The organism is Pseudomonas japonica (assembly GCF_900188455.1).
Classification (GTDB): Bacteria; Pseudomonadota; Gammaproteobacteria; order Pseudomonadales; family Pseudomonadaceae; genus Aquipseudomonas; species Aquipseudomonas japonica.
Genome location: NZ_FZOL01000010.1, coordinates 44,901 through 57,904, shown reverse-complemented (window position 1 = coordinate 57,904; position 13,004 = coordinate 44,901). Strand labels below are relative to the sequence as shown.

At 63.8% G+C, this 13,004-nt stretch carries 8 protein-coding genes and 2 tRNA genes; 8 read left to right on the top strand and 2 right to left on the bottom strand.

Going from position 1 to position 13,004, the window contains the following annotated elements; all coding sequences use genetic code 11:
* The first annotated feature begins 135 nt into the window (after positions 1–135).
* Both CHB99_RS14055 and CHB99_RS14050 read left to right on the top strand, forming a co-directional pair.
* Positions 136–1,851 carry a proline--tRNA ligase gene (locus CHB99_RS14055; RefSeq protein WP_042121825.1) on the top strand — a complete coding sequence of 572 codons (1,716 nt, stop codon included), beginning with the start codon at positions 136–138 and terminating at the stop codon, positions 1,849–1,851.
* Between the two features lie 24 nt (positions 1,852–1,875).
* Positions 1,876–2,829, top strand: coding sequence for a YceB family lipoprotein (locus CHB99_RS14050; protein ID WP_042121826.1), 954 nt, complete (start codon positions 1,876–1,878; stop codon positions 2,827–2,829).
* A gap of 40 nt (positions 2,830–2,869) precedes the next feature.
* On the opposite strand, the gene dinB is transcribed toward CHB99_RS14050, so the two are convergent.
* Entirely contained in the window at positions 2,870–3,934 is a 1,065-nt protein-coding gene (dinB, locus tag CHB99_RS14045) for a DNA polymerase IV (protein WP_042121828.1), read from the bottom strand.
* 216 nt (positions 3,935–4,150) lie between these two features.
* Here dinB and CHB99_RS14040 point away from each other — a divergent pair.
* From CHB99_RS14040 to CHB99_RS14025, 4 genes are all read left to right on the top strand, one after another.
* A tRNA-Met gene (locus CHB99_RS14040) sits at positions 4,151–4,227 on the top strand.
* A gap of 134 nt (positions 4,228–4,361) precedes the next feature.
* Positions 4,362–4,438 (top strand) — tRNA-Met (locus CHB99_RS14035).
* 220 nt (positions 4,439–4,658) lie between these two features.
* Positions 4,659–7,298, top strand: a complete 2,640-nt coding sequence (gene mprF, locus CHB99_RS14030) for a bifunctional lysylphosphatidylglycerol flippase/synthetase MprF (RefSeq protein WP_042121830.1) — start codon at positions 4,659–4,661, stop codon at positions 7,296–7,298.
* Positions 7,298–8,593 carry a virulence factor family protein gene (locus tag CHB99_RS14025; protein WP_042121832.1) on the top strand — a complete coding sequence of 432 codons (1,296 nt, stop codon included), beginning with the start codon at positions 7,298–7,300 and terminating at the stop codon, positions 8,591–8,593. Before mprF ends, CHB99_RS14025 begins: the two co-directional genes overlap by 1 nt.
* A 52-nt stretch (positions 8,594–8,645) precedes the next feature.
* On the opposite strand, the gene CHB99_RS14020 is transcribed toward CHB99_RS14025, so the two are convergent.
* Entirely contained in the window at positions 8,646–10,544 is a 1,899-nt protein-coding gene (locus CHB99_RS14020) for a potassium transporter Kup (RefSeq protein ID WP_042121834.1), read from the bottom strand.
* Between the two features lie 268 nt (positions 10,545–10,812).
* Between CHB99_RS14020 and rimO the strand changes: the two genes are divergently transcribed.
* Complete coding sequence (gene rimO, locus CHB99_RS14015) at positions 10,813–12,150, top strand: 30S ribosomal protein S12 methylthiotransferase RimO (protein ID WP_042121836.1); 1,338 nt, start codon at positions 10,813–10,815, stop codon at positions 12,148–12,150.
* 127 nt (positions 12,151–12,277) lie between these two features.
* Positions 12,278–12,988 carry an rRNA pseudouridine synthase gene (locus CHB99_RS14010; RefSeq protein WP_042121839.1) on the top strand — a complete coding sequence of 237 codons (711 nt, stop codon included), beginning with the start codon at positions 12,278–12,280 and terminating at the stop codon, positions 12,986–12,988.
* Positions 12,989–13,004 lie beyond the last annotated feature (16 nt).

The window sequence follows — 13,004 nt, the reverse complement described above, 5'->3', positions numbered from 1 at the left end:
AAGCCCGGCCCCGCCGGGCTTTTTCATTTGCGTCATCCACTTACGACCGATTAGGTTTCCTGCGTCCTATACGTCACCGATTCCCCCCCGTACAATGCGGGGTCATTTCAGTTAAGCAACCGACAACGGCCTATCATGCGCACCAGTCAATATTTGCTCGCCACACAAAAAGAAACCCCTTCCGACGCGGTCGTCATCAGCCACCAGCTCATGCTGCGTGCCGGCATGATCCGCAAGCTCGCCTCCGGCCTGTACACCTGGCTGCCGATGGGCCTGCGCGTGATGCGCAAGGTCGAAGCCGTGGTTCGCGAGGAAATGAACGCCGCGGGCGCCCTGGAAGTGCTGATGCCGGCCATCCAGCCCGCCGAACTGTGGCAGGAATCCGGCCGCTGGGAACAGTACGGCCCCGAGCTGCTGCGCCTGAAGGACCGTCACGGTCGCGAGTTCTGCGTGGGCCCGACCCACGAAGAAGTGATCACCGACCTGGCGCGCAACGAGCTGAGCAGCTACAAGCAGCTGCCGCTGAACATGTACCAGATCCAGACCAAGTTCCGTGACGAGATCCGCCCACGCTTCGGCCTGATGCGCGGCCGCGAATTCATCATGAAGGACGCCTACTCGTTCCATGCCGACCAGGCTTCCCTGCAGGAAACCTACGACCGCATGCATCAGGCGTACTGCAACGTGTTCACCCGCCTGGGCCTGAACTTCCGTCCGGTGCAGGCCGATACCGGCTCCATCGGCGGCAGCTACTCCCACGAATTCCATGTGCTGGCCGAGTCCGGTGAAGACGATGTGATCTTCAGCGACAGCTCCGACTACGCCGCCAATATCGAGAAGGCCGAGGCCATTCCTCGCGAGACCGTGCGTCCCGCGCCGAACGAAGCCCTGCGTCTGGTCGACACCCCGGACACCAAGACCATCGCCGCCCTGGTGGAAGGCTTCGGCGTGCCGATCGAGCGCACCATCAAGACGCTGATCGTGCACGGCGCGGAAAAAGGCAAGCTGGTTGCCCTGATCGTTCGTGGCGACCACGAACTCAACGAGATCAAGGCGACCAAGCTGGCCCAGGTCGCCGAGCCGCTGGTGATGGCCAACGAAGCGGAACTGCGCGCAGCCATCGGCGCTGGCGCCGGCTCCCTCGGCCCGCTGAACCTGCCCCTGCCTTGCATCATCGACCGCTCGGTCGCCCTGATGAGCGATTTCGCCATCGGCGCCAACATCGACGACAAGCACTACTTCGGCGTGAACTGGGAACGCGACCTGCCGGTTCCGGAAGTCGCCGACCTGCGCAACGTCGTCGAAGGCGACCCGAGCCCTGACGGCCAGGGCACCCTGCAGATCAAGCGTGGCATCGAGGTCGGTCATATCTTCCAGCTCGGCACCAAGTACAGCGAAGCGCTGAAGTGCCAGGTGCTGGGCGAGAACGGCAAGCCGGTCACCCTGGCCATGGGCTGCTACGGCATCGGTGTGTCCCGCGTGGTCGCCGCCGCCATCGAGCAGAACTACGACGACAAGGGCATCATCTGGAGCGACGCCCTGGCACCGTTCCAGATCGCCCTGGTACCGCTGCGCTATGAAACCGAGGAAGTGCGCGCGGCCACCGACAAGCTCTACACCGAACTGACCGCCGCCGGTTTCGAGGTGCTGCTGGACGACCGCGACAAGAAGACCAGCCCCGGCATCAAGTTCGCCGACATGGAACTGATCGGCATCCCGCACCGCATCGTCGTCAGCGATCGCGGCCTGGCCGAAGGCAAGCTGGAGTACAAGCACCGTACCGAAAGCGAGACCCAGTCCCTGCCGGTGGCGGACATCGTGTCGTTCCTGCAAGCCCGTATCCGTCGCTGATCGATAGCCAACGCAAGAGTAACCATGTTCAAGCGAAGTACCTTTACCTTTGGGGGCGCCGCCATGTGCGGCGCCCTGCTCCTCAGCGGCTGCGCCAACCAGATGTCCCAGCGCAGCGAGCACGAGGAACGCATCGAGCGCAAGCTGCTCGAGCACAGCCTGCAGATCGATGTCGGGGAACCCAAGGTACTCGAGCTGCCGCAACGTCGTGTGCGCATCCATGAGCAGAAGAACTTCGAAATCACCGAGTTCGAAGTGACCCGTCGCTACGATCGCTACACGCCCTACCAACCCTGGCGGGAAATCTACGAGATTCCGCTGGGCGCGGTTGCGGTGGTGGCCGGTGTCGGCGCCAATGTGGTGAATGTGCTCACCTTTGGCAGCCTGCCCGACAGCGTGACCCAGGACTGGATCGCTTATGGCTTCGCCGGGCTCAACCCGTTCATGAACGTGCAGTCCAACGGCCGTGCCCAGCAGAACCTGGCCGGCATCGAGGAAGTTCAGAAGGACAAGCGCCAGGAATACACCAGCGTGCCATGGGGCGAGCGCCCGGTGGAGGTCAAAGTCGGCAAGATGGTTCATGAGCTGACCACCGACCGTAATGGCATCCTGCGCCTGAACCTGCTGGACAGCCCGTTCAGCGAGCAGAACCTGACTCATATCGGCACCCTGCACCTGTCGGTGGCCGACGAGGACAGCGCCGTTCGTGCCGACGCCAGCCTGCTGGTCAGCGGTACCCTGCGCAACAAGCTGGTGGAAGCCCATGACCTGATTTTCGACGACCTTGAGGACGACGATGTCAGTCAGTGGGTGCATCGGGTCAAGCGCCTGTCCGATCTGGGCCTGGAAGAGGAAGCCAGCGAACTGGAGCAGAGCCTGATCGAGCTGACCCGCAACGATCCGGAGCTGCAGCAGGAATTCCTGCAGTCACTGAGAAAGGACGCAGGCCGACTGGTTGCCGATCCCGGCGCGCACTAACGCTTACGAAATTGGGGCCGCAACGCGGCCCCAAGACCTTTCAGGACGCGGGAAACAGCTCAAGCTGCTCGTGAGCCCCACGCAGATCCTGCAACCGCACACCGATCCCCAGCAGCCGAACCGGTCGACCGCCCCGCGCGAACGCCTGGCTGAGCAACTGCTGATAGCTCTGCAGATCCCGCCCTGCCCCCGCCTGTTCCAGGGTGGTCTGGCTGAAGTCGTGGAATTTGACCTTCACGAAGGGTTTGCCGGGGCGATAACTGCTGTCGATGCGGGCCATGCGGCCATTGAGTGAGTCCAGCAGTTCCGGCAGTTTTTCCAGACAGCTGGCCAGGTCCGGCAGATCCTGATCGTAGGTATTTTCCACACTGACCGATTGGCGGCGACTGTCGTTCTGCACCGGCCGCTCATCGATGCCCCGGGCCAGATTGAACAGCCGTTCGCCGAAACCGCCGAATTCGCGGACCAGGGCCAGCCGCTCCCATTGGCGAAGGTCCAGGCAGGAGACGATACCCAAGCGATGCAACTTGTCCGCGGTCACCTTGCCGACCCCGTGCAGCTTGCTCACCGGCAGTTGCGCAACGAAATCCTCCACCTCTGCCGGGGTGATCACGAAACAGCCGTTGGGCTTGCGCCAGTCACTGGCGATCTTGGCGAGAAACTTGTTCGGCGCCACCCCGGCCGAGACGGTGATATGCAGGCGCTGAGCGATCTTGCGCCGGATATCCTGAGCGATCAGCGTACCGCTGCCGGAACAGCGCTGGCTCTCGCTGACGTCCAGATAGGCCTCGTCCAGCGACAACGGCTCGATCAGATCGGTGTATTCGCGAAAGACGTTGTGAATTTCCCGCGACGCTTCCTTATAGGCATCCATTCGCGGTTTGACGATCAACAGATCCGGACACAGCCCCAGGGCATGCCGCGATGACATCGCCGAGCGCACGCCAAACGCCCGCGCCTCGTAATTGCAGGTCGCTATCACCCCGCGGCGCTCCGCCGACCCGCCCACCGCCAGCGGTCGCCCGGCCAGACGCGGGTCGTCACGCATCTCGATGGCCGCGTAGAAGCAATCGCAGTCGATATGAATGATCTTGCGCTGGAGCATGGCTGACCGTTAATGCGGAAAATTCGTACGCGCAGTATCTCACCCGGCCTGAACGACCGCATCAAACCTCTGCACAGCCCCCGAATAGCGCGGTCCGCAGCCTGACGCTGACTGGCAGGTCACCCTTCAGGAATGCTAAGCATTTGAAGAAAAAAGGATTTTTTTAAGTTTTCGCTTGACAGGGAAAGGCATCCCTGTAGAATTCGATCTCACAGGCGCGGGATGGAGCAGCCTGGTAGCTCGTCGGGCTCATAACCCGAAGGTCGTCGGTTCAAATCCGGCTCCCGCAACCAGATACAGAAAAAGGCCAATCGAAAGATTGGCCTTTTTCGTTTGCCCGCGTTTTCATCGCGACAGGTTTTTCAGGAAAATCAACAATTAAGCATTGACAGTCAGATTCAAGGCTGTAGAATGCGCACCCATCAGACGCGGGATGGAGCAGCCTGGTAGCTCGTCGGGCTCATAACCCGAAGGTCGTCGGTTCAAATCCGGCTCCCGCAACCAGATCAGAAAAAGGCCAATCGAAAGATTGGCCTTTTTCGTATGCGCTCGAAAAATCTCGCCTCCCCCTCCGGCCCTCAGCGGCAATGTGAATATTGTTTAACTAACATGACCGGCACGGATTCGCCTGAACGCTAGTAATATTCAGACATTATTATTCCATAGGGATTGGTAAATTGACCGGATACTCCCGTCCTGTCGCGCACAATCCCCGAGGTGATTGATGCGCCCAACCGCTGAAACCGACATTCCCGTTACCGCCGCCCAGCCCATCGCTCCCAGCCGCCTGCGCTGGCTCGATCTGCTCAGCAAGTACCGTCAACCGATCGGCCTGGCCGTGACACTGCTGCTGTTCGGGATTGCCCTGATCGCCTGCCGCCATCTGCTCAGCGAGCTGGATATCTATGCCCTGCACGACCAGATCCTGAGCGTGCCCGGGCCCGCGCTGGGCGGTGCCTTGCTGGCGACCATCCTCGGTTTCATCACCCTGCTCGGCTACGAGTGGTCGGCCAGTCGCTACGCCGAGGTGAAGCTGCCCGCCGGCAGCCTGGTGATGGGCGGCTTCTGCGCCTTCGCGATCGGCAACGCCATTGGCCTGTCGCTGTTGTCCGGCGGTTCGGTGCGCTATCGCCTGTATGCCCGTCAGGGTGTCGGCGCCGCCGAAGTAGCGCGCATGACCCTGTTCGCCAGCCTGTCGCTGGGTTGCGCGCTCCCCCCGCTGGCCGCCCTGGCCACGCTGAGCGACCTTCCCGCCGCCGCCGTGGCCCTGCGCCTGCCGGAAGGCGTGCTGGCAACCATCGCCCTTGCGGTTCTGCTGCTCACCGCGGCCCTGGCCTACGGCCTCTACCGCCGCCGCCTGCCAGAGCAGCCGTTTGCCCATGCCCTGCTCAGTCGTGTCGGGCGCCGTACCCTGCGTCTGCCGGGCGCCAGACTGACCCTGCTGCAACTGCTGATCACCGCGCTGGACGTCGCCGCCGCCGCGACCGTGCTCTACCTCCTGCTGCCTGAAGCGCCGCCCTTTGGCGCCTTCCTCCTGGTGTACCTGCTGGCCCTGGCCGCCGGCGTACTCAGCCATGTGCCGGGCGGTGTCGGGGTGTTCGAAGCGATCCTCCTGGCCGCGTTCGCCAACCAGCTCGGTGCCGCTCCGCTGGCCGCCGCCCTGCTGCTGTATCGCCTGATCTACGTGGTGCTGCCGATGCTGGTGGCCTGCGTCATCCTGCTGGCCAGCGAAGCCCGACGCTTGCTGTTCGCCCAGCAGGCGATCAAGGTCGCTTCCGGACTCGCCGCGCCGGTCCTGGCGGTGCTGGTGTTCCTGTCCGGCGTGGTGCTGCTGTTTTCCGGTGCCACACCGGAAATCGACACTCGCCTCAAGCACCTCGGTTTCCTGATTCCCCACCGCCTGATCGACGCCTCGCACTTCGGTGCCAGCCTGATCGGCGTGCTCTGCCTGTTGCTGGCCCAAGGCCTGCGCCGGCGCCTGTCGGCGGCCTGGATCCTGACCACCATTCTTCTGCTGGTCGGTGCCCTGCTGTCGCTGCTCAAGGGCTTCGACTGGGAAGAGGCCAGCATCATGGTGTTCACCGCCAGCCTGCTGGCCGTGTTCCGGCGCTCCTTCTATCGCCCGAGCCGTCTGCTGGAACTGCCGTTCTCACCGATCTATCTGATGGCCAGTGCGTGTGTGGTCGGCGCCTCGATCTGGCTGCTGCTGTTCGCCTACCAGGATGTGCCCTACAGCCATCAGCTGTGGTGGCAGTTCACCCTCGATGCCGACGCCCCGCGCGGGCTGCGTTCAGCCCTGGGCAGCGCGGTGCTGCTGGTGGTCCTGGCGCTGACCTGGCTGCTGCGCACGGCGCGCCCGGTGATTCACCTGCCGACGCCCGACGAGCTGCAACGTGCCAACCGTATCCTGCTGGCCTCGGAGCAGCCCGACGGCGGCCTGGCCCTGACCGGCGACAAGGCCCTGCTGTTCCATCCCGACGATGATGCCTTCCTCATGTACGCCCGCCGCGGCCGCAGCCTGGTGGCGCTGTACGACCCGATCGGCCCGGCCCAGCGCCGTGCCGAGATGATCTGGCAGTTTCGCGATCTCTGCGACATCCATCATGCCCGCCCGGTGTTCTACCAGGTGCGCGCGGAGAACCTGCCGTTCTACATGGACATCGGCCTGACCGCGATCAAGCTGGGCGAGGAAGCCCGGGTCAACCTGCAGCGCTTCGACCTGGAAGCCAAAGGCAAGGAAATGAAAGACCTGCGTTACACCTGGAATCGAGGTGGACGCGATGGCCTGAGCCTGGAAATCCACGAACCGGGTCAGGCGCCACTGGCGGAACTGAAAGTGATCTCAGACGCCTGGCTGACCGGCAAGAACGTGCGCGAGAAAGGCTTCTCCCTCGGTCGCTTCAGCGAAGACTATCTGCAACACTTCCGCATCGCCCTGATCCGCTTCCAGGGCCAGCCGGTCGCCTTCGCCAATCTGCTGGAAACCCATGGTCGGGAACTGGCCAGCCTCGACCTGATGCGCGCCCATCCGGACGCGCCGAAGCTGACCATGGAATTCATGATGATCGGCCTGATCCAGCACTATAAACAGCACGGCTACGCCCGCTTCAGCCTGGGCATGGTACCGCTGTCGGGCCTGCAACCGCGGCGCGGTGCCCCGTTGACCCAGCGCCTGGGCTCGATGGTGTTCCAGCGCGGCGAGCAGCTCTACAACTTCCAGGGTCTGCGGCGCTTCAAAGACAAGTTCCAGCCTGACTGGGAACCCCGTTACATGGCCGTCCCCGCCGGACTCGATCCGCTGGTCGCTCTGGCCGATACCGCCGCCCTGATCGCGGGCGGTCTTACAGGATTGGTGAAACGCTGATGATTCGACGTTACTGGTACTACCTGCTCGGCACGCTGATCGTGGCACTGCTGGCAGCCGCTGTTGGTTTCTGGGCATGGACCCGTCCCGCGCCCGCAGCCCACCTGGAGCACATCACGCTCAGCGATGGCAGCAGCCTGACCCGCACCACCCCCGGCAGCCAGGCCAGAGCCCGGGTGGTCATTGCCTCACCGCAGGAACAACTGCTGAGCGACAAGCAACTGCTGGACCTGAGCCAGAGCGGCGCTGCGCAACTGGTCCAGGTGGCGCTGCCACCCAGCGACTGCGCCCTGCAACAGCAGGCCGTGCAACTGGCCACGCAACAGCTCGCGGGCGCGCCAACGCTGGTCGCCGGTATCGGCCCCGGCGCCAACCTGGCCTGGGACTGGCTGGCGGCACAGAAGGACGACAAGGCCCAGGCCATCTCCGTGGACTTCACCCTGGAGCGCCCGGGCTGCTCCATCGCCGCGGCCAAATCGGCAGCGCACGGCCACTGGAACGTGGCCTGGAACGACAACCCGGATGACGCCAGCGCCGCCTTCGTGCGCGACCAGGCCAATGCCGAAACCAGCATCGCCGACTACGACATCCATCTGCCGCAGGTGCTCAAGGCCCAACTGACCCACGCCCTGGTAGGCCAGGACGGCAATGCCATGAGCATTCCGGTAGTGGAAGTTCCCGCAGGCCAGACCACCGACACGGTCACCCTGTTCCTCTCCGGCGATGGCGGCTGGCGCGACCTCGACCGCGACGTCGCCGGGGAGATGGCCAAGCTCGGCTATCCGGTGGTCGGCATCGATACCCTGCGCTACTACTGGCAGCACAAGACCCCGGAACAGAGCGCCGTCGACCTGTCCGAGCTGATGCAGCACTACCGGCAGAAATGGGGCACCAAACGCTTCGTGCTGACCGGCTATTCGTTCGGTGCCGATGTCCTGCCGGCGATCTACAACCGCCTGCCGGAAGAAGACCAGAAACGCATCGATGCGGTGATCCTGCTGGCGTTCGCCCGCAGCGGCAGCTTCGAGATCGAGGTGGAAGGCTGGCTGGGCCAAGAGGGCAAGGAGGCACCGACCGGTCCGGAAATGGCCCGGATGCCGGCAGCCAAGGTGCTTTGCGTGTACGGCGTGGAAGAGACCGACGAAAGCGGCTGCACCGACACCACCGCGGTGGGCGAGAAGCTCAAGCTGCCGGGCGGGCACCACTTCGACGAGAACTATCCGGCGCTGGCGCGCAAGCTGATCAGCGAGATCGAGAGCCGCCAGGGCAAGAACAGCGTCGCGGAACAGAACTGAAGTTGGCCTGAGGGCCCTATCGCTGGCAAGCGATGAGGCCCTCGGCAGCAACCTAGATCTCGACCTGGGTCCCCAGCTCGATCACCCGATTCAACGGCAGATTGAAGAACCGCAGGTTGCCGTTGGCATTCTTCAGCAGGAAGGCGAACAGATTCCCCCGCCAGCGCGACATCCCTTCCAGCCGTGACGCAATCACCGTCTCCCGACTGAGGAAATAGGTCGTGCGCATCGGGCTGAAATCCAGCTCGTCCAGATGACACAGGCGCAACGCCGCCGGCACGTCCGGCTCATCCATGAAGCCGAAATGCAGGAGCACACGGAAGAAGCCATCACCATAGGCCTCCACTTCGAAGCGCTCGTGCTCCGGCACCCTCGGGCGATCCTCGCTGACCACGGTCAGCAGCACCACCTGGCTGTGCAGGACCTGGTTATGCAGCAGGTTGTGCAACAGCGCGTGCGGCACCGCATCGGGCCGTGCGGTGAGGAAGATCGCGGTACCCTCGACCCGGTGCGGCGGCTGCACGCGAATGCTGCCGATGAACACCGGCAACGGCAGCGCACCTTCGTCGATGCGGTCCACGAGGATCTGCTTGCCGCGCTTCCAGGTGCTCATCAGCACCAGCAGGACAGCACCCGCCAGGACCGGGAAGGCCCCGCCCTGCAGCACCTTGGGCAGGTTGGCGGCGAAGAACAGGCCGTCCACCATCAGGAACCCGAGCAGGATCGGTACCGCCAGCAGCGGTGGCCATTTCCACAGCAGCAGCATCACCGTGGCCACCAGCAGCGTGGTCATCAGCATGGTGCCGGTCACCGCCACGCCGTAGGCCGCGGCCAGGGCACCGGAGGATTCGAAACCGATCACCAGCAGCACCACCGCCACCATCAGCGACCAGTTCACCGCGCCGATATAGATCTGCCCCTGCTCGTCACTGGAGGTGTGCTGGATCTGCATGCGCGGGATATAGCCGAGCTGGATGGCCTGGCGGGTCAGGGAAAAGGCCCCGGAAATCACCGCCTGGGAAGCGATCACCGTGGCCAGGGTGGCCAGGGCGATCAGCGGCAGCAGCGCCCACCCCGGCGCCAGCAGATAGAACGGGTTGCGTGCCGCGTCCGGGTTCTGCAGGAGCAAGGCGCCCTGACCGAAGTAGTTGAGTACCAGCGCCGGCAGCACCAGGGCGAACCAGGCACGGGCGATCGGCTTGCGACCGAAATGGCCCATATCGGCGTACAGCGCCTCGGCACCGGTCAACGCCAGCACCACGGCACCGAGGATCGCCACGCCCATGCCCGGATGCACGATGAAGAAGCGCACCGCCCAGACCGGGTTGAAAGCCTTGAGCACTTCGGGGCTCTGCGAGATGCCATGCAGCCCCAGCAGCCCCAGCACCACGAACCAGGTGACCATCACCGGCCCGAAGAGAATGCCGATCTTCGCCGTGCCGTGCTTCTGTACCAGGAACAGCGCGACCAGCACGATCAGGGCAATCGGCACCACCCAGTGATCGATACCGTCGAAGGCCAGCTCCATCCCCTCCACCGCCGACAGTACCGAGACCGCCGGGGTGATCATGCTGTCGCCGTAGAACAGCGCCGCGCCGATCAGACCACAGACCACCATCATCGCCTTGAGCCTCGGCCGCGACGCCGCCGCGCGCGTGGCCAGCGCGGTCAGCGCCATGACCCCACCCTCGCCCTGGTTGTCGGCGCGCAGAATGAAGGTCACGTACTTGAACGACACCACCCAGATCAAGGACCAGGCGATCAACGAGAGAATGCCCAACACACCATCATGGTTGACCGGCACCCCATAACCGCCGGTAAAGACTTCCTTCAGGGTATACAAGGGACTGGTGCCGATATCGCCGTACACCACCCCGACAGCTGCCACCAGCAGGCCCAACGACCGCGTCGCCCCCTGCCCCGCCGAGGCTTCACTGCTTGCCTGACCCATCAACCACTCCCACGAACGAGAACCGGAAACCGGTGAATTTCGTGCCAGACGCTATGATTTTTGTCGTCGGCAGAACCCTGTCGCGCCTGTCTGAAAATGATCGGGGCGCAACGCCGCGAAGCATAGCGCAGCGTTCGTCGTTTTTCTGCTGGTCAAGCAGACGAACGCTCGCTAGAATTGCGCACTTTTTGATCAGAGGCGCCTGGAAGCGCCCAGCAGGGTTGCCTTTCGTCATGCACACGGCAACCCCTCTACACCGAGGTTAGCCATGTCCACCACCGCAACCCCCACCACGCCAAAGGTAGGATTCGTCTCGCTCGGATGCCCGAAGGCTCTGGTTGACTCCGAACGCATCCTCACCCAGCTGCGCATGGAAGGTTATGAAGTCGTGCCCACCTATCAGGACGCTGATGTGGTGGTGGTCAACACCTGTGGCTTCATCGACTCGGCCAAGGCCGAATCCCTGGAAGTGATCGGCGAAGCCATCAAGGAAAACGGCAAGGTCATCGTCACCGGCTGCATGGGCGTCGAAGAAGGCAATATCCGCGACGTGCACCCGAGCGTGCTGGCCGTCACCGGCCCGCAGCAGTACGAGCAGGTGGTCAACGCCGTGCACGAAGTGGTGCCACCGCGTCAGGACCACAACCCGCTGATCGACCTGGTACCGCCACAGGGCGTCAAGCTGACCCCGCGCCACTACGCCTACCTGAAGATTTCCGAAGGCTGCAACCACAGCTGCAGCTTCTGCATCATCCCGTCGATGCGCGGCAAGCTGGTCAGCCGCCCGGTCGGCGAAGTGCTGAGCGAGGCCGAGCGCCTGGTCAAGGCCGGCGTCAAGGAGATCCTGGTGATTTCCCAGGACACCAGCGCCTACGGTGTCGACGTCAAGTACAAGACCGACTTCTGGAACGGCCGCCCGGTCAAGACGCGCATGCTGGAGCTGTGCGAAGCCCTGAGCAGCCTCGGCGCCTGGGTTCGCCTGCACTATGTCTACCCGTACCCGAACGTGGACGACGTGATTCCGCTGATGGCCGCGGGCAAGATCCTGCCGTACCTGGACATCCCGTTCCAGCACGCCAGCCCGAAAGTGCTGAAGTCGATGAAGCGCCCGGCCTTCGAAGACAAGACCCTGGCGCGCATCAAGAAATGGCGCGAGCAGTGCCCGGACCTGATCATCCGTTCGACCTTCATCGTCGGCTTCCCTGGCGAAACCGAGGAAGACTTCCAGTACCTGCTGGACTGGCTCAGCGAAGCCCAGCTGGACCGCGTCGGCTGCTTCCAGTACTCGCCGGTCGAAGGCGCACCGGCCAATGACCTGGGCCTGGAAGAAGTCCCGGACGAGATCAAGCAGGATCGCTGGGATCGTTTCATGGCCCATCAACAGGCCATCAGCAGCGCCCGCCTGCAACTGCGCATCGGTCGCGAAATCGAAGTGCTGATCGACGAAGTCGAAGAACAGGGCTCGGTTGGCCGCAGCTTCTTCGACGCACCGGAAATCGACGGCAACGTGTTCATCGACGGCGACCACGGCTACAAGCCGGGCGACAAGGTGCGCTGCCGGGTGGTGGATGCCGACGAGTACGACCTCTGGGCCGAACCGATCTGAGATCGGTCGCGCTGAACAGCCCCGCCCTCTGGCGGGGCTTTGTTTTTATCCCCGCGCGAAATGTAGCCGGACCCGAGCCCGCCTCGGCGGTTACAATGGACGCCTTTCCCTGCACCACGGCCCTGTCATGTCCGAAACCACCCGCCTGTCCAAATGCCTTGTCGCCCAGCTCGGCTGTTCCCGCCGCGAGGCCGAACTGTATATCAGCGGAGGCTGGGTCACGGTGGACGGCCAGGTCGTCGATGAACCACAGTTTCCAGTCGGCCAGCAGACCGTCGCCCTGCTCCCTGGCGCCAAGACCGAACCGCTGGACCCCGTCACCCTGCTGCTGCACCAGGAGGCCGGCCAGACCGCCGAGAGCGGCCGTCTCGGCATGCACGCCGACAACCTCTCGGCAGCCCACGCCGAGGGCCGGCGCGTGCTGCGCGGACACTTCGCCCGCCTGACCTGCCTGGCCGAACTGCAGGCCGGCGCCAGCGGCTTGCAGGTGTTCAGCCAGGATTGGCGCACCGTGCGCAAGATCAACGCGGATATCCAGAAGCTCGAACAGGAGTACGTGGTCGAAGTCCGCGGGGAGATCATCGGTACTGGCCTCGAGCGACTCAACCGCGGCTTCACCTGGAAAGGCCACGAACTGCCGAAGGTCAAGGCCAGTTGGCAGAACGAAACCCGCCTGCGCCTGGTGCTGAAGAATCCTCCGGCGGGGCTGATCGAGCTGCTGTGCCGCAGCGTCGGCCTCGAAGTGGTCAGCATGCGCCGCATCCGCCTCGGCGGTGTTGCCATGAGCAAACTGCCAGCCGGCCAGTGGCGCTACCTGGAAAGCAAAGAAAAATTCTGAGCCGCGCCGTGCTGGC

Bases quoted from the DNA above. Each gene is read 5' to 3' on its own strand.
- CHB99_RS14055 (WP_042121825.1), top strand. From the start codon at position 136: ATGCGCACCAGTCAATATTTGCTCGCCACACAAAAAGAAACCCCTTCC.
- CHB99_RS14050 (WP_042121826.1), top strand. From the start codon at position 1,876: ATGTTCAAGCGAAGTACCTTTACCTTTGGGGGCGCCGCCATGTGCGGC.
- dinB (WP_042121828.1), bottom strand. From the start codon at position 3,934: ATGCTCCAGCGCAAGATCATTCATATCGACTGCGATTGCTTCTACGCG.
- mprF (WP_042121830.1), top strand. From the start codon at position 4,659: ATGCGCCCAACCGCTGAAACCGACATTCCCGTTACCGCCGCCCAGCCC.
- CHB99_RS14025 (WP_042121832.1), top strand. From the start codon at position 7,298: ATGATTCGACGTTACTGGTACTACCTGCTCGGCACGCTGATCGTGGCA.
- CHB99_RS14020 (WP_042121834.1), bottom strand. From the start codon at position 10,544: ATGGGTCAGGCAAGCAGTGAAGCCTCGGCGGGGCAGGGGGCGACGCGG.
- rimO (WP_042121836.1), top strand. From the start codon at position 10,813: ATGTCCACCACCGCAACCCCCACCACGCCAAAGGTAGGATTCGTCTCG.
- CHB99_RS14010 (WP_042121839.1), top strand. From the start codon at position 12,278: ATGTCCGAAACCACCCGCCTGTCCAAATGCCTTGTCGCCCAGCTCGGC.